Annotated in this window: 17 protein-coding genes; 6 read left to right on the top strand and 11 right to left on the bottom strand. The window is 72.5% G+C overall.

All coding sequences use genetic code 11. The features are described 5' to 3' along the window. Nucleotides 1-56: 56 nt before the first annotated feature. From ABZ861_RS07960 to ABZ861_RS07950, 3 genes are all read right to left on the bottom strand, one after another. Nucleotides 57-689: a class I SAM-dependent methyltransferase gene (locus ABZ861_RS07960; RefSeq protein WP_361625493.1), complete on the bottom strand. Its 633-nt coding sequence runs from the start codon at nucleotides 687-689 to the stop codon at nucleotides 57-59. 671 nt (nucleotides 690-1,360) lie between these two features. Next, the gene (locus ABZ861_RS07955) at nucleotides 1,361-2,224 is read right to left on the bottom strand and encodes an alpha/beta fold hydrolase (RefSeq protein ID WP_361625490.1); all 864 of its coding nucleotides are present in this window, start codon (nucleotides 2,222-2,224) and stop codon (nucleotides 1,361-1,363) included. A 380-nt stretch (nucleotides 2,225-2,604) separates the two neighbouring features. Further along, nucleotides 2,605-3,387, bottom strand: a complete 783-nt coding sequence (locus ABZ861_RS07950; protein WP_361625487.1) for a helix-turn-helix transcriptional regulator — start codon at nucleotides 3,385-3,387, stop codon at nucleotides 2,605-2,607. 85 nt (nucleotides 3,388-3,472) lie between these two features. Between ABZ861_RS07950 and ABZ861_RS07945 the strand changes: the two genes are divergently transcribed. Beyond that, on the top strand, nucleotides 3,473-4,447 hold the full coding sequence (locus ABZ861_RS07945) for an LLM class flavin-dependent oxidoreductase (protein WP_361625484.1): 975 nt from the start codon (nucleotides 3,473-3,475) through the stop codon (nucleotides 4,445-4,447). A 56-nt stretch (nucleotides 4,448-4,503) separates the two neighbouring features. Here the strand turns inward: ABZ861_RS07945 and ABZ861_RS07940 are convergent, their stop codons facing one another. The 4 genes from ABZ861_RS07940 to ABZ861_RS07925 all read right to left on the bottom strand — a co-directional run bounded on the left by ABZ861_RS07940 (nucleotide 4,504) and on the right by ABZ861_RS07925 (nucleotide 11,785). Then, nucleotides 4,504-5,472: a hypothetical protein gene (locus ABZ861_RS07940; protein ID WP_361626202.1), complete on the bottom strand. Its 969-nt coding sequence runs from the start codon at nucleotides 5,470-5,472 to the stop codon at nucleotides 4,504-4,506. A 5-nt stretch (nucleotides 5,473-5,477) separates the two neighbouring features. Continuing rightward, nucleotides 5,478-9,083 carry a DNA polymerase III subunit alpha gene (dnaE, locus tag ABZ861_RS07935; RefSeq protein WP_361625481.1) on the bottom strand — a complete coding sequence of 1,202 codons (3,606 nt, stop codon included), beginning with the start codon at nucleotides 9,081-9,083 and terminating at the stop codon, nucleotides 5,478-5,480. Nucleotides 9,084-9,381: 298 nt separating this feature from the next. After that, nucleotides 9,382-10,461, bottom strand: a complete 1,080-nt coding sequence (locus tag ABZ861_RS07930) for a S1 family peptidase (protein ID WP_361625478.1) — start codon at nucleotides 10,459-10,461, stop codon at nucleotides 9,382-9,384. 418 nt (nucleotides 10,462-10,879) lie between these two features. Then, nucleotides 10,880-11,785, bottom strand: coding sequence for a S1 family peptidase (locus ABZ861_RS07925; RefSeq protein WP_361625475.1), 906 nt, complete (start codon nucleotides 11,783-11,785; stop codon nucleotides 10,880-10,882). 606 nt (nucleotides 11,786-12,391) lie between these two features. Here ABZ861_RS07925 and ABZ861_RS07920 point away from each other — a divergent pair. After that, nucleotides 12,392-12,829: a cell division protein SepF gene (locus ABZ861_RS07920; protein ID WP_361625472.1), complete on the top strand. Its 438-nt coding sequence runs from the start codon at nucleotides 12,392-12,394 to the stop codon at nucleotides 12,827-12,829. A gap of 36 nt (nucleotides 12,830-12,865) precedes the next feature. Here the strand turns inward: ABZ861_RS07920 and ABZ861_RS07915 are convergent, their stop codons facing one another. After that, complete coding sequence (locus ABZ861_RS07915; protein ID WP_361625469.1) at nucleotides 12,866-14,062, bottom strand: acyl-CoA dehydrogenase family protein; 1,197 nt, start codon at nucleotides 14,060-14,062, stop codon at nucleotides 12,866-12,868. Nucleotides 14,063-14,258: 196 nt separating this feature from the next. Continuing rightward, complete coding sequence (locus ABZ861_RS07910; RefSeq protein ID WP_361625466.1) at nucleotides 14,259-16,082, bottom strand: MFS transporter; 1,824 nt, start codon at nucleotides 16,080-16,082, stop codon at nucleotides 14,259-14,261. Nucleotides 16,083-16,345: 263 nt separating this feature from the next. Here ABZ861_RS07910 and ABZ861_RS07905 point away from each other — a divergent pair, with 263 nt between their 5' ends. Both ABZ861_RS07905 and ABZ861_RS07900 read left to right on the top strand, forming a co-directional pair. Further along, a complete protein-coding gene (locus ABZ861_RS07905) occupies nucleotides 16,346-17,713 on the top strand; it encodes a hypothetical protein (protein WP_361625463.1) in 1,368 nt (455 codons plus the stop codon). 250 nt (nucleotides 17,714-17,963) lie between these two features. Further along, nucleotides 17,964-18,995, top strand: coding sequence for a phosphatase PAP2 family protein (locus tag ABZ861_RS07900; RefSeq protein ID WP_361625460.1), 1,032 nt, complete (start codon nucleotides 17,964-17,966; stop codon nucleotides 18,993-18,995). A 147-nt stretch (nucleotides 18,996-19,142) separates the two neighbouring features. Here the strand turns inward: ABZ861_RS07900 and ABZ861_RS07895 are convergent, their stop codons facing one another. After that, nucleotides 19,143-19,358 carry an I78 family peptidase inhibitor gene (locus tag ABZ861_RS07895; protein ID WP_361625457.1) on the bottom strand — a complete coding sequence of 72 codons (216 nt, stop codon included), beginning with the start codon at nucleotides 19,356-19,358 and terminating at the stop codon, nucleotides 19,143-19,145. Between the two features lie 452 nt (nucleotides 19,359-19,810). Then, entirely contained in the window at nucleotides 19,811-20,542 is a 732-nt protein-coding gene (locus ABZ861_RS07890) for a transglycosylase family protein (protein ID WP_361625454.1), read from the bottom strand. Nucleotides 20,543-21,083: 541 nt separating this feature from the next. Here ABZ861_RS07890 and ABZ861_RS07885 point away from each other — a divergent pair. Together ABZ861_RS07885 and ABZ861_RS07880 are read left to right on the top strand one after the other, a co-directional pair. Beyond that, nucleotides 21,084-21,899 carry a hypothetical protein gene (locus ABZ861_RS07885; RefSeq protein ID WP_361625451.1) on the top strand — a complete coding sequence of 272 codons (816 nt, stop codon included), beginning with the start codon at nucleotides 21,084-21,086 and terminating at the stop codon, nucleotides 21,897-21,899. A gap of 37 nt (nucleotides 21,900-21,936) precedes the next feature. Beyond that, complete coding sequence (locus ABZ861_RS07880; protein ID WP_361625448.1) at nucleotides 21,937-22,311, top strand: hypothetical protein; 375 nt, start codon at nucleotides 21,937-21,939, stop codon at nucleotides 22,309-22,311. Nucleotides 22,312-22,379: the final 68 nt, after the last annotated feature.

Here is a 22,379-nt window from a genome sequence, read left to right as displayed (position 1 = left end):
TCCCGCCACAGCACTAGGCGACGCGGGCGGCTGACCCCGGGGCCGCTCTCCGGGACTCACACGGTCGCCACTACCGCATACCGCTCGTCCCGCACCTCCTTGCCCCACAGGGGGGCGTCCGCTGACAGCCGTTCCACGCGTGTGTGGTCCGTGAGAGGGGCGAGGAGAGTGAGAAGCCGCTCGCTGGGTATGCCGACCGGCGTGACCGTCCCCCAGACGCCCTCGACGAGGACCAGCCGCCCCGAGGGCCGCAGCAGCTCCCGCCAGCGCCGTAGGGCGCGGGCGGGGTCGGGCAGCGCCCACAGCACGTGGCGGACGAGGACGGCGTCGAAGCGGCGCTCGCCCACCGGCGGGCTCGCCGCGTCGCCGACCAGGAAGACCGCGGCGCGGCCCGCGAGCTTGGCGCGGGCCCGGTCGACCATGTTCCTGGAGAGGTCGACGCCGGTCACCCGGTGTCCCTGCTCGGCGGCGAGCAGCGCCAGGCTGCCCGTGCCGCAGCCGAGGTCGAGGATCTCGGCGGGGCCCTCGGGCAGCCAGGCGCGCAGCCGCTTCGCCCAGGCCGCGCGCACCTGCGGGTCGCGCAGTCCGTGATCGGGCTCGTCGTCGAAGACGGCCGCCTGCGCGTCCCAGTCCACCGGGGCCGTAACCCCGCTCGCCGTGTCACCGTCGGTCATGGTCTGTTCACTCATGCGTCCCAGAGTGACACCCCCCACTGACACTCGGATCGTGACAGCCGCCACAGACAGACCCGCACCGATGAGGAACTCTCGCCCGAAAGGTCTACCTCCGTGACATCACGGAACCCGGTAGGCGTTGAAGGAGGCACAGATGCGCCGTGTGACAGTGCAGAAGCCCCTGAGAAAGACGGACACGCGCCGGGTCCGTGAGGAAACGGACGAACGTCCCGCCGTGCGGCCGGAGGTCCGCAAGGACATCGCGCGCACATGGTGGCCCGAGGGTTGACCGGCGGGCCGGACCGGGTGCCGGACGTGGCGCCGCCGGATCATTCACCGCGAGGCGAGTCGTGCCGGGCCGGTCACCGTGAGGCGGGTCGTGCGGGACGAGTCGTGCGGGGCCGGAATCACCCCCGTGCGGGCCGTGCGGGTCACGGCCGCCTGTGCGCAGCCTCAGCGCGGCCTTAACGCCGGCATAAGGATGTCCCGCGACCGCCCTCGGCGGGCGTGCGCGCGTTCCGGCCGGGCTAGCGTCTGAGCACCCCACGGGATCCGCACCCGCAGCGGGACGGTCCGGACCGGGGGATCCGGACCGTTCCTCGAGGAGACGCCCCTCCAGGAGGGGTGAGAAGCGGCCGGGGCCTGTCCGGCGGCTCAGGCCGGACAGGTCCCCGAGACGGTTCGCCTCAGTCGAACACGGACGCGCAGGTGGTGGCGGTGGCGTGCGCGGGGTCGAGTGCGTTGGCCGTCTCGTGGAAGGCGATGCGGTCGACCGTGCCGATGGCCACGTGCTCGGACAGGTCGGCCGCGCACAGGTCCTGCAACTGGACGTTGTGCACGTCGGGGCCGGTGAGGTACTGGCTGCGCCAGGGGGTGACCACCTCGTCGAACTGGGTGGCGATGACCGTGTAGTGCACGCCGGGCACGGTGTCGCCGCCGGCGTTGAGCCGGTTCATGAAAGCGGATCCGGCGACCTGGTCGGCGAGGCCGGGGGTGGCGGTGGAGAGCAGGTAGCCCGCGCCCGGGAAGTACGGCAGCAGGTTGGCCAGGCCGTCGAGAGTGGTGCCGTGGTTGTCGGGGGCGATGCCGACGAGGGTGTTCACCTTGGCGGCGCCGCCGAGGAACTTCAGGTAGTAGCGGGGCATCATCCCGCCCTGCGAGTGGCCGACGAGGTCGGTCTTGGCGGCGCCGGTGGCGGCGAGCACCTTGTCGACGAAGGCGGAGAGCTGGCCGGCCGACTCGTCGATGGGGCCGAGGCCGTAGAAGACGGGGACGCCCGGCAGTCGGCCGTAGTCGAAGGAGAAGACGCAGTACCCGCGGTCCTTCAGGTAGGGAGCGAGGGACAGCCAGTTGTCGACGGAGTTGGCGAAGGTTCCGTGGACCAGGACGACGGGGCGGGGGTGGGACGCGGACGGTCTGCAGCCGAAGTCGTTCCAGCCGCTGCTGGGTGCGCCTGCGGCAGCGGCGGTGGCAGCGGGGACAGTGGCGACGGCGACGGCGGCGAGGAACAAGGCGGCCAGGTGTCTCCGGGCACGCGGGAAGGGCAGCATCGTGTGGTCTCCTTGCGGCTCAAGGGAGGTGCGACGGCACTGCGCCCTGTGATCCGGATCACCAGGATGCTGTTCACTCGTCAAGTTACGGGCGAGTAGGCCCGCGTGGGAAGTTACGCGTCAGTAAAAAATCCCCGGGACGCCCGAAGGCGTCCGGGGCACGTGATAAGCGAACCGGCGCATCGTCATTGCATCCGCGCTCACCGGCCCGCGCGACACGAGGTGCGCCAACCGCCGTTTGAGCAGGTGCAGTTAGCGCAAGCTCTGAGGTCCGAGCAACCGGGCCGCTCGGTCGGCCTCGGGATCCCTTCCTTCGTAACCTCGTCCCTGATCAGGGCTGCCACAGGACCGCGAGCGAGCTGCGGCAGGATCAAGGCCGATTACCTGTTCCCGGAGGCCTGATCCGCAGCGGCAACGGCGACCATCGGCCCGGCAGCCGCCGAGAGCGCCGCGGCTGTCGCCGCATCGGCCGGCAGGAACGCCTCCAGCTTCAGCTCGGCGAGCGTTACGTCGACGGCGGTGGCGAAGGTGGTCACGGTCGTCATCAAGTGCAGCTCGCCGTACGAGGACTGAAGTCGGAGCGGAACCGCGAAACCGAGTAGCCCGGCAGACGGATCCAGATGGGGAACGTACCGAGTCAGCTCGGCACGCAACTCTTCCAGACAGCCGAGGCGGGCCAGGATGTGGCGGGCCCATTCGGCGAGATTGCGGATGCGGGGAGCCAGGCCGTCGGGATGCAGCGCAAGACGGTAAACGTTCGTACCCGGGCCGACCAGCTCGGGGGCCGCCCCCTCGGTGATCAGGTCGAACGCGGTGTTCGCGGCGATCAGGTCACCGCCACGGTCCACGACCAACGCCGGATACGGCAGATGCCCGCGGAGGATGTGGCCGATCGCCGTGCGCACGGGAGCCAGCACCGGGTCGTCGAGTGCGCTCTCGGGGTAGGCGGGTGCGTATCCCGCGGCCAACAGCAGCTCGTTGCGCTCCCGCAGCGGCAGTTCCAGCGACTCGGCCAGGCGCACGACCATGTTCCGACCGGGGGCGGACCTGCCCGATTCGATGAAGCTGAGATGGCGCTGCGTGGTGCCCGCCCGAAGCGCGAGGTCGAGTTGGCTGAGATGACGGCGGGTACGCCGTTCGCGAAGCACACGGGGGAAGTCCACGGACCTGTTGTAACGGCGGCGGGGGCCCCAGGCCATTCCCCGCGGGGAATTGGCGCCACCCGCGCCGGTCGTGAACATCGCCGACATGGACATCGGTGTACTGCTTCCGACCGGAACCGCGCAGTGGGGCCCGGCCGACGACCCCCGCGAGCTGGTCGCCTTCGGCCGCCAGGCCGAACGCCTGGGCTTCTCCTCGCTCTTCGTCAACGACTCCCTGATCAGCCCGCGCATCGAGGCGCTCACCATGCTGGCCGCGCTCGCTCCGGCGACCGAGACCGTGACACTGGGCACGGCCGCACTGATGCCGTTCCTGCGTCGGCCGGTCCAGGCCGCGCAGTCACTCGGGTCGATCGACGTGCTGTCTGGTGGCCGACTCACCGTGGCCGTCGGCGCCGGTTTCCCCGGCCCGTTCGGACGCCCTCTCTACACGCTGTCCGAGTTGCCGTGGGAAAGGCGCTTCGCCCGCCTGGACGAGACTGTCGCGCTGTGGCGGGCCCTATGGGACGGCGCCGACTCCTTCCACGGCGAGATCCTCCGGTTCGATGACATCCCGCCCACGACCAGACCGTCCCAAGCCGGTGGCCCGCCCCTCTGGCTCGGCGGCGCGACCCCCTCAGCGCTGGCCCGCACCGGCCGGACGTACGACGGATGGCTTCCTTACCCGCCCGACCCCGCCGACTACGCATCCGGCCTCCGCGATGTCCGCCAGGCCGCGGCCGACGCCGGGCGTGCGGCCGAGGGCATCACCCCCGCACTGTTCGTCTCGGTCCGGATCGACGACGACACCGAGAGCGGACGTCGCGCACTGGACGCCTACGCACGCGCCACATACGGCATGCCACTGGAGGAGCTGGAGAGGATCCAGGCGGTTGTCACCGGCTCCGCCGACCAAGTGCTCCAGCGCCTGGGACAGTACGTCGCCGCCGGCGCCCAGCACATCGTCGCCCGACTCGGCGCCCTGGACCTGCGCTCCCAGCGCGACCAGCTCGAACGGATCGCAGACCTGATCCCCGCCGTCCAGAAGGCAATGAGTCGCACCGTTGCCTCGGAAGGCTCCTGAGCCTGACCCGACCGACTTCGGGACAGCCTTGATACGAGTTGGCGTGGCAGACACTGTCACGATCGGACGAGGGTCGCCGGCCCCACCGAGCCAGGCCATCTTGCGGCAATACGATCGAGAACCGGTTCAAGGCGACGGGCGCTTTCCGTCTGCCGATCGAAGGTGAGCTGCTGGCTGGAGAGCCGAACGTTCGTCAGATCCTCGGCTCTCAGGGAGAGGGCTGTCACCCGTGCCCGCTGAAGTCCCAAGGCGTCGTGCAGCGCTTGTGCGGCGCCCGTCAGTACTGGAGTGTGAGCCGTGGGTTCTGGAAGCACTCGCGTCCGGGTGGTCGTAGACCGATCCGCGTAATGAACTGTGAGCGTAAGCGCGCGGGCCACCTGGCCGTCCGTTCTCAATTGCCTCCCGACGTCAACGGCAAGTCCAAGCAGTGCGCCGCGGCGTACGGATTCATCGACCTCATGCCTGTCGAATCGCAGTTCAGCGCTGGCCGACCTGGGCGGAGCGTGTGACACCACACGGGTCCGGTCGATGCCATGGGCCCGTTCCCGCACAAGACGCCCCATTTTCGCGCCCAGGATCCTTTGTAGGGTGACCTCAGAAGTTCTTGCCACCTTGCCGATACTGTCCAACCCGTACTCGCAGAGCACCCGAGCCGTCTTCGGCCCCACTCCGTACAAGACCGCTACTGGTTTTTGATTCAGGAAGCCGGAGATTCCCTGTGGGGTATCCGGGATGCAGCGAACGGCGCCTGGCGGTCCGTGACGCCCGACCATCTTGGCGAGCATGGGATTGGGAGCCACGCCGACAGCACAGTCAAGGCCGTACAACGCCAGCACACGCACACGCACACGTCGCGCAATCTCAACGGCGTCGCAATCGAAATAGCGAACGCTCCCGCCCACATCCGCCAATGCGGCGTCGGGGGGAAGGGCCTCGACGACCGGGGTGATGTCGCCCAGGACCTGAAGAAGCGCCTGCCACGTCTCCCGAGGCGGTCCTGGCGCCTGGACATAGATGACGGCCATCTCGATCACCCTGCGCTTCCGGGACTGGAGTGCCAGAACTTGCGGCTTTCCTTGGAGTCACCGCCTGCGGGCTTGATATCCGCCCATGCATTCATTTCGACGCCGTCGGCCACTTGAATCGTTCGGCCACGCCTTCCCGTCTCAGGGCCAGGGCGCTCCTGACGCTCCGCCAATCGGTCCGCCACAGCATCGAGACCTCCGGACCGACGCAACTCCGCCAGTTCCGTCAGATCCCACGCGGCAGAGCCGACGACACTGAGCGAACGCGGTCCACGGCGTTGGACTTTCCCGCGGACCAGCAGCAGCCAGCTATGAAAGATCGTGTGCGCGCAGTCGGCCTGGCTGTCGTTGAAGAAAGCCAGGTCTGTCAGGCCGGTCGAGTCGTCGAGGGTGACGAAGATGATCCGCTGCGGCTCCCGCGCGGTCGCCTCCCCGTACGGGCTTGACTTGGTGCGGTGAAGGATCGGCGGCGTCTGGGTGGCCGCCTTGGCGCCCGCGACCAGCACCGTCTCCCCGTGCCGGACCTCGCGCAGGCGGCGCGCGGAGACCACGCCCAACTCCTTGAGGAAGCCGTGGTGATCGTCCATCAGGTTGCGCGAGACGTCCATGGACAGCACTCCCAGCTCGGCGCTGAGCCGCTCGGCGTCGGACAGGTCGGGCAGCCCGGCCGCAGCCGTCTCCCTCCCTCCGGTCAACGGCAGTTGGCCGCCGCCGGCGCCCCGGACGCCCCGGTGCATTTCGGCCAGGTGCAGTCGCAGGTCGCGGCGGTTGGCGCCGAACGCGTCCAGCGCGCCCACCTGGGCGAGTCGTCCGGCGACGGGGCGGCTCGGGCGGGCCCGCTCCCAGAAGTCGAGCAGCGAGGCGTACGGCTGTCCGTCCGCGATCCGCGCCGCCTCGGCGCCGCTGATGCCGTATACGTCGTCCAGGGCCAGCCGAAGTCCCCACACGTCCGGCGAACCGGACTCCGCATCAGACACCAGTTCGATGCGATAGGCGACGCCCGACCGGTTCACGTCCAGCGGCAGGATCGGCACCCCGCGCCGCCGCGCGTCCGCCAGCAGCAGCCGCTTGGGGTACATCCCCGGATCGTGCGTGAGCAGTCCCGCGTAGAAGGCGGCCGGGTGGTGGGCTTTCAGCCACGCCGACTGGTACGTCGGCACCGCGAAGGCGACCGCGTGCGCCTTGCAGAAGCCGTAGGAGCCGAACGCCTCGACGATCCGCCAGGTCTGCTGGATCGTCTCCGCGTCGTACCCCTTCGCCGCCGCCCGCTGGGCGAACCACACCTTGATCCGCCCCTGCGACTCCGGGTCGGACAGCCCGCGCCGCACCCGGTCCGCCTCGTCGCGCTCGCAGCCGGTCATGACGTGGACGATGTGGATGATCTGCTCGTGGAAGACGACCACCCCGTACGTCTCGCGCAGCGCCTCCCGCAGGTCCCGGTGCGGATAGCGCACCGGCGCCCGCCCGTGCCGGGCCTCGATGAACGGCCGCACCATGTCGGCGGCGACCGGTCCGGGCCGGAACAGGGATATGTCGACCACCAGATCGTGGAAGTTCTCCGGCGCCAGCCGCCCCACCAGGTCCCGCTGGCCCGGCGACTCGATCTGGAAGCAGCCCAGCGTCTCGGTGGACCGGATCAGCCGGTACGTCGCCGGGTCGCCCTCGGGCAGGGCGTCCAGGTCGATCCGCTCCCCCGCGGCGCGCTCCGTCTCCGCCACGGCGTGCGCCATCGCCGACTGCATCCGCACGCCCAGCACGTCCAGCTTGAGCAGCCCCAGGTCCTCCACGTCCTCCTTGTCGAACTGGGACATCGGCAGCCCCTCGCCGCCGGTGGGCACGACCGGGGTGCGGGCGAGCAGCGAGGCGTCGGACAGGAGCACGCCGCAGGGGTGCATGGCGACCCCGCGCGGGAGGGCGTCCAGCGCCTCGACCAGCTCCCAGAACCTGTCGTAGCGCGCGCCGCCCCGCTCGGACTCCCCTGCCAGCGCCCGCAGTTCGGGCAGCTCACGGAGCGCCGCGCGGGCGTCGCGGGCGCGGACGTGCGGGAAGGACTTGGCGATGCGGTCGATCTCGGCGGGGTCCATGGACAGCGCGGCGCCCACGTCGCGCACGGCGTGCCGGACGCGGTACGTCTCCGGCATGGCGACCGTCGCGACCCGCTCGGCGCCGAACCGGCCGATGATCGCGCGGTAGACCTCCAGCCGGCGCGCGGACTCCACGTCGACGTCGATGTCGGGCAGGACGAACCGCTGCCTGGACAGGAAGCGCTCCATCAGCAGTCCGTGCGCGACCGGGTCGGCGTGGGCGATGCCGAGGAGGTGGTTGACGAGGGAGCCCGCGCCCGAGCCCCGGGCCGCGACCCGGATGCCCGTCCTGCGCACGTCGTCCACCACCTGGGCGACGGTGAGGAAGTAGGAGGCGAAACCGTGGTACGCGATGACGTCCAGTTCCTCGTGCATCCGCTCCCAGTAGCGGCGCCGGCCCGTGTAGCCGCGCAGCACCATGCCCGCCGCCGCCTTGGAGGCGAGGGTGCGCTGCGCGGTGCGCCGGGCGGCGCCCACGAGGCGCGGCTCGGGGAAGTGGACGACGCCCATGCCGAGGTCGTCCACGGGGTCCACCCGGCACTCGGCGGCCGTGGCCCGCGTCTGCTCCAGCAGGCGGTGGGCGGTGTCCCGCCGGAAGCCCGCGGCCTCGACGATCCGCTCGGCCGCGCGCAGCATGGCGGCCGGGTCCTTCAGCCACGCCTCGCCGGAGTCCGGTTCCCCGGCGGCGGCGAGCGGGACCAGGCGGCGGGCGGCGTCCAATATGTCGGCGACCGGGCCCTGACCGGGGTCGGCGTAGCGGACGGCGTTGCTGAGCACGGGCCGGATGCGCTGCTCGGCGGCGAAGCCCACGGTGCGTGCGGCCAGGCGCAGGGAGCCGGGTCCGGCGCCCTCGCGGCCGTGCCATACGGCCTCCAGGCGCAGGGCGTCGCCGTAGACCTCGCGCCAGGGGGCGAGGAGCCTCGCGGCCCGGTCGGGGCGGCCCGCGGCCAGCGCCCGGCCCACGTCGGAGGCGGGGCCGAGCAGCACGGTCAGGCCGTCGGCGCGGTTGTCGGGCCAGGGCAGCAGGGGGGCGCCCGGAGGCAGCGGCGCCTCTCGCCCGTGCGGGACCGGGTCCTCGGCGCGGTGGGCGGCGGTGACCAGGCGGCACAGGTCGGCCCAGCCGCGGGCGCCGTCCCGGGCGAGGAAGGTGACGCGGGGCGCCGACTCGTCGACGAAGGCGCCGCCGCGCACCGGCGCCCGGCGCCGCTCCCGCCCCGCCGCGCCGCCGGATCGGCCGGGCGCGCCGGGCCGTGCGGACGCGTCCGGCCGTGCGGACGCGTCCGGCCGTGCGGACGCGTCCGGCCGTGCGGGCGTGGCGACCGCCAGGTCCGCGCCGAACAGCGGGCGGACCCTCTGCGCCGCGCATGCCTTGGCGAAGCGGACCGCGCCGGCGACGGTGTCGCGGTCGGTGAGCGCGAGGGCGTCCATGCCCCGCTCGGCGGCGCGCTCGGCCAGCCGCTCCGGGTGCGAGGCGCCATGGCGCAGGGAGAACCCGGAGACGGTATGCAGATGCGTGAAGCCCGGCATCCGCACCTCCCGCGCTCGTGCCCCGTCCGCACGGGGACGGACGGCGACGGCTTTCGAACATCAGTTCACTGCTCGCTCATCCCCACCATAACTCCATTCTCGAACGTGCGTACGAAAGCCGTACGGGCCCGTCCCACCTGCGCAAACACCTCCCGCCACGCAGCGTGAGGACACGTCGCGTCCCGCACCCGCACCCGCACCCGCACCCGCACACAGCCGAGCCCCGCCCTCTCGTGCGCGAGGGCGGGGCTCGGAGATCCCGTGGGGGGATGTGTGGGGGATGTGCGCGACCGGACGGTCAGCCGAGCTGGGAACCGGTCGCCGACAGCGCCTCGGTCACCGGCTGGAAGAAGGTCTCGCCGCCGGAGGTGCAGTCGCCGCTGCCGCCGGAGGTGAGGCCGATCGCGGTGTCGCCGTCGAACAGCGAGCCGCCGCTGTCCCCGGGCTCGGCGCACACGTCGGTCTGGATCAGGCCGTTGACCGTGCCCTCGGAGTAGTTCACCGTGGCGTTCAGGCCGGTGACCGTGCCGCCGTGCACCTGGGTGGTGGAGCCGCTGCGGGTCACCTTCTCCCCGACGGTCGCGTCCCCGGCCCGGGTGATCGCCTGGGTGGAGCCGTTGTAGAGGTCGACCGCGCTCGGGTGGTCGGTGCTCGCGGTGTACTTGACCAGACCGAAGTCGTTGTCCGGGAACTGCGAGTCGGCGTTCTCGCCGATCACGTTGCCGCTGGAGTCCGACCAGCTCGAGATCGCGTGCGTGCAGTGGCCGGCGGTCAGGAAGTACGGCTGGCCGTCCTTGACCACGTTGAACCCGAGCGAGCAGCGGCCGCCCGAGCCGCTGATGGCGTCGCCGCCCGCGATGAAGGGCTTGAACTCCGTCTTCGCGCGCTTGAGTTCGGCCTTGCCGCCGAGTCCGTCGACGACCTTGGACAGCTTGGCCCAGCCGTCCTTGGAGACCGTCTTGTCGGCGGTCACGACGACCTTGTCGGAGACCGGGTCGGTCGACCACGAGGTGCCCGGGATGGTCGCGTCCTTCTTCAGGGCAGCACGGGCGCCGTCCAGTTCGGCGAGCGTGTTCTCGACGAGTCTGGCCTTCGCTCCGGCCTGCTCGACCGAGTGCGCCGCGTTCTGGTCGACCACGTTGACCACGAGGGCCTTGGCCTTCGCGTCGTAGTACGTGCCCGCGGCGTCGCCGCCGAGGCGCCCGAGCAGCGTCGAGGCGAGGTTTCCGGCCTCGGGCGCCGACAGGGTGCGCGCCGTCGGGGTCTTCGCGGGCTCACTGGCGTTCGCACTCTGGAAGGTGACTCCAGCGGCGACGAGGGCGGCGACGCCCGCGGCGGCCACGGTCACACGGCGCCTGGGTATGCGTCGGTGCTTCAACTGACGTCCTCCTGTGGGGGATCGATCCGGGAGGTTGTGGGGACCTCACGGACCGGAAGGCGGGTTGAACAGCGCCCACTATTCCGAGGCCCACAGTCGGCACACAAGGTCGAGTTCTGGACGGGCGTACGACAACTCGGTTGCCTCCGCGGCACTTTGACCTTCCGAGGTCACCACGTCGTTGTTCGCGCAGCAAACACTACGCGCGAGTAGCCGTTGTGCGCTCTGTGAGGTCTAGTCCTGTCTTGTTCTCGCCCCTCCAGAGCGGAGCCGCGAACCGCGCGGAGCGGGACGAAGGCACAGACAACGGCAGAGCCCCCGCACGCTGGTCGCGTGCGGGGGCTCTTCGACCGCGAGGGCCGCAGGGGCGGTTCACACGGTTCGGACCGTGCCCGCGGCCCGGCGCCGGGAGGGTGCGTCAGTAGACGTGCACCCCGTAGGCGCTCAGCGCCTCGGTCACCGGCTGGAAGAAGGTCGTGCCGCCGGAGGTGCAGTCGCCGCTGCCGCCGGAGGTGAGACCGTAGGCGACGCCGCTGTTGGAGTACAGCGGACCGCCGGAGTCGCCGGGCTCGGCGCAGACCGTGGTCTGGATGAGGCCGCTCACGACGTCGCCGTTGCCGTAGTTGACCGTGGCGTTGAGCGCGGTGACCTTGCCGCTGTGGATGCCGCTCGTGGAGCCGCGGCGGGTGACCGTGGTGCCGACGGAAGGCGTGGCGGCGCTCTTGATGTCCACGCTGCCCACGGCGCCGGGCTTGGCCACCGAGCCGTTGGTGTAGCGCACGATGCCGTAGTCGTTGCCGGGGAAGGAGGAGCCGGCGGTGGTGCCGAGCGTGGTGGAGTGCGAGGTGCTCGTCCACCAGGAGCCCGCTCCGTCGGTGCAGTGACCGGCGGTCAGGAAGTAGTAGTTCCCGCTGGAGTCCTGGACGTTGAAGCCCAGCGAGCAGCGCCAGTTGTCCGCGTAGATCGCGTCGCCGCCGGAGATCAGCTTCTTGAACTGGCCGGACGTGCGCTTGATGGTCAGAGCGCCGGCGTCGGCGCCCGCCTGCCGCTTGATGGCGGCGATCTCGGCCTTGCTGACCGTGCTGTCGGCGGTGACGACCACATGGTGGGTGCTGCTGTCGACCACCCAGGCGGTGCCGGGGACGTCCGCCTTGAGCACCGAGGCGCTCGCGCCGGTGAGCTGCGCGGCGCTGAAGGCGCTGTTGTCGGACGCGTTCGCGCTGGGGACGGCGAACGCGGCGGCGGCCACGAGGCCGGAGGCGACGGCGATCAGCCGAGTCCGTCTCGCGATGCCGTGGTGCGGGGAAGTGCGCTTGATCCTCACGTTTCGTTCCTCCACAAAGGAAGTCGGGGGCCCGCGTGGGGTCGGGGGCCGTGAGGCGCAGCCAGGGAGCGTCCCGTCCATCCGGATCCAGAAACGTTGTGTCCCTGACAAGCGCTGTGGGGGGAGTATTCGGCCGAACGACCGGTCGGCGCAAGGGCGCCTTTCGGTCGGGCGCCGCCGGGAGGACCGACGCCGTCCCGCCGTACGCCGCCGCCTCATGCCGTACGCCGTCACCCCGCGCCATGCGCCGTCGCCCCGCGCCATGCGCCGTCGCCTCGCCCCGCGCCGGTGGGCGGCACAGCCTGACGGTTCCTCACAATGCGCTCTCACGCGGTGCGTACGACGTGTGCCGCGGCACGGCGGAGACCTCTCGTTCACCCGTACGCCCCGTCACTCACCCGTGTGCCGTGGACAATCATATTTCACTCACAGTCAGTAGCGGTGTGGGAAAGAGCCCTTGGGGCACAAGGCCCTCGACGGATCGGCTGTGCACCAGTACCGTCACAAACCCCCCGCGCGGCGTCTATCCACTTGGCGCGACGTCCGCATCATGGATGACCATAGGGATGCGGAAAGCAAGAAAGACCGCTGTGAGAGGAGGCGTCCATGGGATCGGTACGCAAGGCGAGTGCGTGGCTCGGCCTCGTCGACGACAACGAAGACGAGCGTTACTACGACGACGACTACTCCGAGGGCACCGAGTCCGGGGACGCCTGGGTCACCGACCCGCGGGTCAAGGTGGCGACGGACACCGCCGAGGACAAGGGCCGCCGGATCGGCACGGTGACCCCGGACAGCTTCCGCGACGCGCGCGCCATCGGCGAGCTGTTCCGCGAGGGCGTGCCCGTGATCATGAACCTGACCGCGATGGAGGCCACGGACGCCAAGCGCGTGGTGGACTTCGCCGCCGGGCTGGTCTTCGGGCTGCGCGGCTCGATCGACCGGGTGTCCACCCGGGTGTTCCTGCTCTCCCCCGCCGACACCGAGATCGTCAGCGGCGACCCGGGGGCGCACCGCTCGGACGGCTTCTTCAACCAGAGCTGAGGCAGGGCCGCTCGCCGGCCCTGCCTCGCCTGGGGCTCACCGGAAGGCGTCGAGGCCGGTGAGCGCCTTGCCCAGCACGAGCTGGTGCATCTCGACGGTGCCCTCGTAGGTGAGGACCGACTCCAGGTTGGTCGCGTGCCGCATCACGGGGTATTCGAGCGAGATGCCGTTCGCGCCCAGAACGGTGCGGGCCGTGCGGCAGATCTCGATCGCCTCCCGCACGTTGTTGAGCTTGCCGAAGCTGACCTGCTCGGGACGCAGGCGTCCCGCGTCCATGCGCCGCCCCAGGTGGTGCGCGAGCAGGATCCCCTTGTGCAGCTCGACCGCCATGTCGGCGAGCTTGGCCTGGGTGAGCTGGAATCCGCCGATGGGCCTGCCGAACTGCTCGCGCCCCTTGGCGTAGTCGACGGCCGTCTCGAAGCAGGAGCGGGCCGCGCCCATGGCGCCCCAGACGATGCCGTAACGGGCGTGGGAGAGGCAGCTCAGCGGTCCGCGCAGCCCGGTCACGCCGGGCAGCACGGCGTCGGCGGGCAGCCGGACGTCGTCGAGCACGAGTTCGCTGGTGACCGAGGCCCGCAGGGACCACTTGTGCTTGATCTCCGGGGCGGAGAACCCGGGCGTTCCGGCCGGTACGAGGAACCCGCGCACGCCGTCGTCGGTGCGCGCCCAGACGACCGCCATCCCGGCCACCGAGCCGTTGGTGATCCACATCTTGCGGCCGTCGAGGATCCAGTCGCCGCCGTCGCGCTTGGCGCGGGTGGTCATCGCCGCCGGGTCCGAGCCGTGGTCGGGCTCGGTGAGGCCGAAGCAGCCGATCACCTCGCCCGCGGCCATACGCGGCAGCCACTGCTGCTTCTGCTCCTCGCTGCCGAAACGGTGGACGGCGTACATGGCGAGGGAGCCCTGCACCGAGACCAGGGAGCGGATGCCGGAGTCGGCCGCCTCCAGCTCCAGGCAGGCGAGCCCGTACTGCACGGCGCTGGCCCCGGCGCAGCCGTACCCGTCGAGCGACATCCCGAGGGCGCCGAGAGAGCCCAGTTCGCGCGCCAGCTCCCGCACGGAGGGCAGCTCGCCGTTCTCGTACCACTCGGCGATGTGCGGGAGCACCCGGTCCGCGGCCCAGCCGCGCACGGTGGCGCGGACGGCGAGGTCCTCCGGCTCCAGCAGGTCGTCGATCCCGAGGGGGTCGGCGGGGTCGAACGGGGGCGGGGACGGCTTCGACGACGAGGACATGCGGGGCACCCTCCGGGACGGCGACTTAAACTAGCACCGCTAGTTACGCGACTCTGGCCCGACGGTACGACGCGGCGCCGCCCACGTCCACCCCGACCGGCCGCGCAACCGGACGCGCCCGCGCCCGCTCACCTCGACCGGCCGCACGCGCCTGGTCACCTCGACCGGCTCACGTGCATGGCTGCGCCGACCGGCCTCACGCGGACACGCGCGGTCGCCCGGACTCCCGCGGCACGGACAGCCCCGCCGCCCCGTCCTCCCGGCCGCGGCCTCCGCCGCCCTCCTGCGCCTCGTGAGCCTCCAGACGCCCGGTCTTCTCGGCGACACCGGTCTCCTCGGGGTCCCCGGCGTCCCTGGCCTTCCCGACGCCACCGGTCTCCTTGAGGCCCCCGGCGCCACCGGCTTTCCCGGTGCCACCGGCCTTCCCGGCGTCCCCGGCCTTCCCGGCCTCGGGCTCACCGCTCCCCCCGCCGTCCCCGGCGTCCTCGCACTGCATCGTCCGGGGCAGCCGCAGCGCCGCCAGCGCGCCGAGGAGCAGCAGTCCCGCGCTCACCAGCAGCGTCACGTGCAGCCCGTGCACGAAGGAGTCGCGGGCGGCCCGGCGCAGCGCCTGGCCCGCGGGTCCGCCCAGGCGCCGAGCCGCGTCGTACGCCTCCCCCAGCGAACGCGACGCCTGGGCCGACGCCCCCGCCGGGACGCCGGGGACCCCGGCGACACCGGGGGCGTAGGCGGCGTTCATCACCGAGCCGAGCAGGGCGATGCCCAGGCCGCCGCCGAGCTGGTACGAGGTCTCGCCGATCGCCGCCGCCCCGCCCGCCGACGCGGCCGGCGCCTCGCTCAGCATCGACTCGTAGGCGCCGAACAGCGTGGTCTCCAGGCCGAAGCCGAGCAGCACGAAGCCGGACAGCAGCAGCCGCTCGTCGTCCCTGCCGCCCATCGCGGTCAGCAGCGCCACGGCGGCGGCCGTCACGCAGAAGCCGGCGCACACCATCCGCCGCGGCCCCCACCGGCGCAGCACCCGGGCCCCCGCCAGTCCCGCGGCCATCGCGGCGAGGGTCAGCGGGAGCAGCCGCAGCCCCGTGTCCAGCGGCGACAGCCCGAGCACGAGCTGAAGGTACTGCGCGGCGATCAGCTCCAAGCCGACCAGCGCCAGCATCGCCAGCACGATGCAGCCCACCGCCGTGCCGAACGCGGGCCGCGCGAACATCCCGAGGTCCACCAGCGGATGCGCGCGGCGCCGCTGCCGCCGGACGAACGCCGTCAGCAGCACCGCGCCCACCAGCAGCGACGCGGCGGCGAGCGGGCCGAACCGGCCGCCGCCGAGCTGCTTGACGCCCAGCACCGCGGAGAACAGCCCGATCGCCGCCATCAGCGCGCCGGCCACGTCCCAGGGCCCGTCCCGCTCCCCCGTCGACTCCGGCAGCAGCAGCCGGCCCACCGGCAGGCTGACCAGCATCAGCGGAATGTTGACGAGGAAGACCGACCCCCACCAGAAGTGCTCCAGGAGGAACCCGCCGAGCAGCGGCCCGATCGCCGCGCCCACCGCGGCGACCGCGCTCCACACGCCGATCGCGAGCGCGCGCTCGCGCCGGTCGGGGAAGACCTGCCGCAGGATCGACAGCGTGGCCGGCATGATCATGGCGCCGCCGGCCCCGAGCAGTCCTCGCGCGAGGATCAGCGTGCGGGGGTCGGGCGCGAAGGCGGCCACGGCGGAGGCGACGCCGAAGAGTGCGTAGCCGAGGAGCAGGATCCGTCTGCGGCCCACCCGGTCGCCCAGCGTGCCGAAGAGGATCAGCAGCGCCGCGCAGACCAAAGGGTAGGTGTCGACGATCCAGAGGAGTTCGATGCCGCTGGGCCGCAGGTCCTCGGTGACGGCGGGCGCCGCCACGTGCAGCACGGTCGCGTCCACCGCGACGAGCAGCAGGCTGGCGCAGAGCACGACCAGGACGATCCAGCGGTTCGCACCGGCCCCGGCCGCCCAGCGGCGCAGGCGTGCGGCGGCCGTGGTCGTCCCGGACATGTAGGCACCTCCCAGGTGATCCCTCGCCATCGGCGGGCCCGCGGGGCGGGGGACGTCCCCGGGGCTCGGCGGGAGAGAAGCGGTGGTCTCCGGCCGCGCGGCGATGCGTGAGTGACACGTCAGCGTACGCGAGGGAGCGGCCGGGCCCCTGTGGCCCACCTCTCAGACTCCTGGCCCGGCCCGTGTGGCGTATGCCACTCCTCTTGCCCGCTCGCGCCGTCCGGATGCCCGCGCGAGGGGACCGCCGGTCGATAATCGGGGCCGTGACCGATCTTGCGACACGCGCGGCGGCGGTCCGTCCCACCGCCCTGCGCCGGGCCGCTCCCGCGCTGCTGGGGTACGCGGCCGTCCGCGCCCTGGGCCTGGCGGTCCTAGCCGTCTGGAGCGCCGCGCGCGGCAGGAGCGCGTACACCCTGCTGACCGCCCGCTGGGACTCCCTCTGGTACGCCCGGGTCGCCGCGGGCGGCTACGGCTACGAGGTGCGGCTGCCCAGCGGCGACGTCCACTCCGACCTGGCGTTCTTTCCGCTGCTGCCGCGGCTGGAGCGGCTGCTCGCCTCGGTGGGCCCGCTGTCGTACGCGGACGCGGGCTTCGCCGTCTCCGCGCTCGCCTCGCCGGCCGCGGCGTGGGGGATCTTCGCGGTGGTCGATCACGTCTACAGAAGAGGGGGTCGGCCGGGGGGACGGCCGAGGCAGCCGGGACGGCCGGGAGAGCCGACGGGACCGGAGGACTCGGGGGCGGGACGCGGCCTGGGCCGGGCGGCGGCGGACGGGCGCGTCGGGGTGTGGGCCGTGCTGCTGTGGGCGGCGCTGCCGGTGGGGATCGTGCAGTCGATGGCGTACAGCGAGTCGCTGTTCACCGCGCTCGCCGCCTGGTCGCTGTACTGCGCGCTGACCGGCCGCTGGGTGAGCGCGGGCGCGGTGGCCGTGCTCGCCGGGCTGACCCGGCCGGCCGGACTCGCCGTGGTCGCCGCCGTCTGGACGGCGGCCCTCGTCTCCTCCCCGGGCGCCGGGAAGCTGTCCGCGCGCGGCGCCGGGAAGCTCTGCGGCCGCCCTGCCGTCGCGGCGCCTCCGTGCGGCGCGAACGGCGCGGGCGCCGCCGAGGTCCCGGCGGGCCCCCTCGCCCGCCGCCTCCTCGCCCGTCGCCTCCTCGGCGTGCTGCTCGCCCCGCTCGGCGCCGTCGGCTACGTCCTGTGGGTGGGCCGGCGCACGGGCGGGGGCCTCTTCGGCTATCTCGACGTCCAGGCGGGCTGGCGCAACGGCTTCGACGGCGGCTACGCGTTCGCCCGCTTCGTCGCCGCCCGTCTCACCGCCTTCCCCTCGGCCCTGGCCGGGCTCGCGCTGCTGCTCGGGGTCGGCCTGGTGATCTGGCTGTACGTCCTCGGAGTGCGGCAGGGACAGCCGCTGCCGCTGCTCGTGTACACCGGCGCGGTGACCGCGCTGGCGCTGTGCGCGTCCAGCTACTTCGGCTCCAAGCCGCGTCTGCTGCTGCCCGCCTTCCCGCTGCTGCTGCCCCTCGCGGCGACGCTGGGCCGGGCCCGGGTGGGGCGGGCGGCGCTGACGGTGGGGGGCGTCGCGGCGGCCTCGGCGGTGTACGGGGCGTTCTGGCTGAACGGTTCGGGGCCGCCCTGACCGGCGCCTGGAGCGGGCCCGGACTCGCCGTGTACACGCGGTGAATTCGGGGCGCGCGTTCGCGTCGCCGTATTGATAAGCGCGAGATAAGAACCTGACGGAATGATCAAAGTAAATGCAGGCCGGAGGGCGCGCGGATTACGGAATCCGTGGAAATAAAGGCCCGTTGAGAGCAATCCCACATCACATCGTCATCACAAACCCTGTGATTCGTCCGGGAACACAGCTCACTCGCTGTAACGTCGATTAGGTGCGTATCGAAGGAACCCTCGCCCGCCTGGACCGGGTGTTCGCCAGGCTGGACCGTGAGCGGCACCGGCCGGCGCACCTCGACATGCCGACCATGAGCCGGCACCGGGTCGTGCTGTTCTCGTCGACCCTGGCCTTCTACCTGGCGATCGTCTGGGCCGTGGTGACGACCTCCTGGCTGGTCCGGCTGGACTGGCAGGTCATGTTCTTCCGCCCGTACCAGCAGTGGCCGCAGATCCACGCGTTCCTCGACTACTACGTGGTGCTGGGCCAGCGCGGCCCCACCGCCGTGATGATCGCCTCCTGGCTGGGCTGGCGCTCCTGGCGGCAGCACACCCTGCGCCCCCTGCTCACCCTCGCGACCGCGCTGCTGCTGCTGAACGCGACGGTCGGCGCCGCGAAACTCGGCATGGGACGCCTCGGACCGCACTACGCCACCGTCATCGGCTCGAACGAGATGGGGCTGGGCGGCGATATATTTCCCAGCGGCCACACCGCGAACGCCGTGGTCACCTGGGGCATCCTGGCTTATCTGGCCTCTACCCCGAGGGCTCGGCGCTGGCTGTCGGCGCTGTCCGCGATGACCGCGCTCGGGGTCGGCCTCACCACCGTCTACCTGGGGACGCACTGGCTCAGCGACGTGCTGCTCGGCTGGGCCGCCGGTGTGCTGATCATGCTGGCGCTGCCCTGGTGCGAGCCGCTGATCGCACGGGTCGAGCAGGCCCTCTTCGAGCTGCGCGACCGGGGGCGCGACCGCCTCGGCCGCCGTGCGCCCGTACGCGCGCCGGCGCCCGCGCCCGCCGCCGCCCCGGTGGGGTCGTCCGCGGCGCTCGCGCCTTCGGCGGCCGCCGCGGAGGCGGCGTCCACCGTCCGCGAGACGGTCGGCGCCGCCCGCGCGTCCCGGAGTCCGTTCCACTTCGCGCAGGGGCACACGGCCCGATCCGAGCGCACTCCCGTCACCCCGACCGGAAGCCGCCGGCCGCAGCCGCCCGACCGCGTGGTGCGCGGCGCCACCTCCGCGGCCCGGTCCTGACGGACGGAGCCCGCTCCTGACGGGCGGGCCGCCGGACGGCGGCTCTGGGACGGTTCGGGGCGCGCCGGGGGCCGTCCGGGATCTCGGAAGACGACCTGGAGCGATCAAGGATCAGCGACAAGGGGTCAGGGATCGGCCGGGGTCAGGTCAGCCCTTCCAGGCGCGCGCCACCCGGCCGTCCCTGACCTCGAAGTTCATCCGGCCGGTCCGGTACTCCATGGTGATGACCGTGCCCGGCGGCAGTGACCGGACCGTGGACCAGCCTTGTTCGCGGGCGAGCTGTTCGGCCCGCTCGGCCTCCAGGCCGACGTACGCTTCCGGACTGTCCTGGGGCTCCGCGGGCGGAGTGGGAATCGGGGCCATACCGCCACGCTAGGCCCTGGTCCCGGTAGCGCGAAAGCCCGTCGGCCGGGCGCCGGACCAGGCTGGGGGCGAGTTCGCTCCGTCACACGTCCGTCACAGGAGCGCGAGCGCCCACGATGGCCGAACTCCGTCAGTTTCAAGGCGTGTTCCCTCCCCCTTTCGCGGGTATTCGAACTCAATTGCCGTGCACCGGCACAGCGCGCGGAATAGTTCGCTGGAAAGTTTCGGAGAGCGGAAGCCTTTCCCTCCGCCGGGCGCGAGCGGCGGGCCATTGCGCCGCGGCGCGGCCGTCATTCGGCGGGGCGGGAGCAGCCCGGCGCGTCACAGGAAATTCACCGTTTCCGCACGCGGCCTGCCCGCCGCGCGGCCCTGAAGGCGGGTGCGGGGGCGGCCACGCGGGTGTGGGCGGGCGGTCCCCGCCCGGTCCGGTGACGGGCGGGGACCGCGACGGCTCAGAGCGCCAGGCGCTGTCCCGGCACGATCAGGTCGGGATCGTCGCCGATGACGGCCCTGTTGGCGGCGAAGAGCCGCTGCCAGGTGCTGCCGTGCCGGGCGGCGATGCGGCTGAGGGTGTCGCCGGCGCGCACGGTGTACACGCCGTGGGAGGCGCCGCGGTCCGTGCCGCCCGCCTGCCGGACCGGGGCCGCGTGCCGCGCGGAGCGCAGGGGCTGCTCGTGCGCCGCCCGGCGCGCCGACTCGTACGACGTGCGGGACTTGTAGGTCTTCTCCCGCTGCTGCGAGGCGTGCGCCGTCCCGGACGAGGCCGGGCGCGCCGCCGGGGCGGTCCCGGACGCCCCCGCCCGCGCCGAGCAGACCGGCCACGCGCCCCAGCCCTGGGCCTGCTGGACCCGGGCGGCCACGGCGATCTGCTGGGACCGGGTGGCCAGGTCGGCGCGGCCCGCGTAGGCGGCGCCGCCGTAGGCGCGCCAGGTGCCGGCGGCGAACTGGAGTCCGCCGTAGTAGCCGTTGCCGGTGTTGATGTGCCAGTCGCCGCCGCTCTCGCACCGGGCGATGCGGTCCCACACGCCGCCGTCGGCGGCCTGGGCGTCGCCGGACGCGGCCAGCAGCCCGAGCGGGGCGAGCAGGGCCGCTCCGGCGAGGACCGCGGCGCCGCGCGTCCTGCGGACGCCGTCGCGCGGGGCGCCGGTGCGGGCAGCGGCGTGGGTATGGGCACAATCGGACATGAAGATCCCCTTCTGAGGACCCGGGGTCCCCCAGGACGGGACGCGCCTGCCGCGCGGAGACGCGGTCGGCGCGCTCGCCCCGCCCGCCGGCTGGGGTCGTGCTGGACGTGCTGGGCAGTGCGGTCGGCGGGCGTTCCCGGGCGGTGCTCGGTGCACACGGCGGAGGAATGTAAGGAACTTGTGGAGCACGGATCAAGCAACGCCCCTTCGCAGCAGGCCAGTTGACGGTTACCGCAGGTATCGTCTTTTTCCGGCCACCCACTTCATTGCCTGATTTCCTGATTTGTCGACCAAGAGCACGATGTCCGTGTGACTCACTTCACCTGACCAACACCTCTTGACATCCGCCGAGTTGACGGTGAGTGCCGGATTCCGGCGCGCTCGTGACCGTGTGCGCAGGATGGTTCGATTCCGTATCCCGCAGGGCGTGACTCCCGCCACAGATCGCCCGTTGTCTTCTTCATGAGCCGGGGACCTCCCCGGCTCCCGGGGCCGGGAGCCACCCGGCGCCGCCACGCACGCATCCCGAGGGAGCCCGCCCGTGCCGCGCATGCTCGACGTCAGCGACGCCGTCCGCGCCGAGATCGGCGACGAAGAAGCAGACCGGCTGGTCGCCGGAGAGAACGCCCCGGGCAGTTACGACTGCACGTCCTGCCGCACCCCCGGCGACTCCGCACAGGAGCGGACCAGCACCGTCCTGTTCGTGGGGGACGAGACCGCCGTCCTGGCCTTCGCCCACGCCACCTGCCTGCCCTCGCAGGTCGTCCAGGTCACCGAGGACCAGTTGCGGGGCGCGGTCCGCTCCATCAACGCCGACGCCCCCGGCGCCCCGCCCGCGCAGGGCGTGCCCCAGCAGCAGGCGCCCCAGCCGCGGGCGGCGACCGAGCAGGCCGTCCTCGGCGTGACCAGCGGACTCATCCTGATCGCCGGCGAGCTGCACCCCGCGCTGGTCGTCGAGCCGACCGCGCCCATCGTGCGCCCGGGATCGACCGGGTCCCACGACGAGTTCCTGACGCTGCTCGTCGAGCAGGGCTACCAGCCCATGGCGCACCTCGACTCCGTGCCGCCCGTGCTGCACGGCTGGTCGGTGCTGCTCGCCATGGGCCAACTGCACGCCGTCCTCCAGCCGCACGCGAACGGCGGCCAGTCGGCGGCCTGGTGGCAGGCGCACCAGCCGCTCCAGGTCAGCGACGGCTGGCGGGCCGCCGCCAACAAGCACCAGCAGGTGCTGCTGTGCGCGGCGCCGGTGGGCTCCATCGGACGCCAGCCGCGCGAGGACCTGCTGCGCGACGCCCTGGACAGGGCCGCGGCGGCGGGCAGGCTGGTGGGGGCCGTGCTGCCGCTGGCCGGGACCTGAGCCGCATCCCTTCCGGTCCGGGTTCGTTTGGACATACGTGCACGCATACGACGTCTCCCGCCGCCCGTCCTACCCGCCGATCCGGTCCGTGCGGCCGGTCCAGAACCCCCAGGGCGGCCCCTCGGCCACGCCGATCTTCGACGCGCTCTACGCCGAGTACGTGCAGTCGTACCGCACGCCGCCGGGCGACCGCACCGGCGAGGAGGACCTGGGTTTCGTCGCGTTCGGCAACCTCCCGCACAGCACCGGCTCGCACGCGTACGTCGCCTACAGCGTCGGCGCCTACGGCCTGCGGCACGGCGCCGGGCAGCAGCACGCCCAGTGGCAGCGCATCGGCGTCGTCGGGCGGCAGGGGAACGGGCCGCAGCACGTCCCGGCGGCGCTGCCGCCCGCCCCGCGTCGCGGCGTGTGAGGCGCGCGGCAGGTGAACGGCGAAGGGCGGCCCCCGCAGAGTGGGGGCCGCCCTTCGCCGTGCCCGGC

The sequence above is a fragment of the Streptomyces sp. NPDC046985 genome (genome assembly GCF_040644415.1).
Taxonomy (GTDB): Bacteria; Actinomycetota; Actinomycetes; order Streptomycetales; family Streptomycetaceae; genus Streptomyces.
The sequence above is the reverse complement of the archived record's forward strand: the minus strand, read 5'-3'. Positions and strand labels throughout refer to the sequence as shown.

Excerpts from the sequence above, each read along its gene's own strand:
- ABZ861_RS07955 (WP_361625490.1), bottom strand. The coding sequence starts at position 2,224 with ATGCTGCCCTTCCCGCGTGCCCGGAGACACCTGGCCGCCTTGTTCCTC.
- ABZ861_RS07960 (WP_361625493.1), bottom strand. The coding sequence starts at position 689 with ATGAGTGAACAGACCATGACCGACGGTGACACGGCGAGCGGGGTTACG.
- ABZ861_RS07915 (WP_361625469.1), bottom strand. The coding sequence starts at position 14,062 with ATGTCCTCGTCGTCGAAGCCGTCCCCGCCCCCGTTCGACCCCGCCGAC.
- ABZ861_RS07920 (WP_361625472.1), top strand. The coding sequence starts at position 12,392 with ATGGGATCGGTACGCAAGGCGAGTGCGTGGCTCGGCCTCGTCGACGAC.
- ABZ861_RS07890 (WP_361625454.1), bottom strand. The coding sequence starts at position 20,542 with ATGTCCGATTGTGCCCATACCCACGCCGCTGCCCGCACCGGCGCCCCG.
- dnaE (WP_361625481.1), bottom strand. The coding sequence starts at position 9,083 with ATGCCGGGCTTCACGCATCTGCATACCGTCTCCGGGTTCTCCCTGCGC.
- ABZ861_RS07895 (WP_361625457.1), bottom strand. The coding sequence starts at position 19,358 with ATGGCCCCGATTCCCACTCCGCCCGCGGAGCCCCAGGACAGTCCGGAA.
- ABZ861_RS07910 (WP_361625466.1), bottom strand. The coding sequence starts at position 16,082 with ATGTCCGGGACGACCACGGCCGCCGCACGCCTGCGCCGCTGGGCGGCC.
- ABZ861_RS07940 (WP_361626202.1), bottom strand. The coding sequence starts at position 5,472 with ATGGCCGTCATCTATGTCCAGGCGCCAGGACCGCCTCGGGAGACGTGG.
- ABZ861_RS07945 (WP_361625484.1), top strand. The coding sequence starts at position 3,473 with ATGGACATCGGTGTACTGCTTCCGACCGGAACCGCGCAGTGGGGCCCG.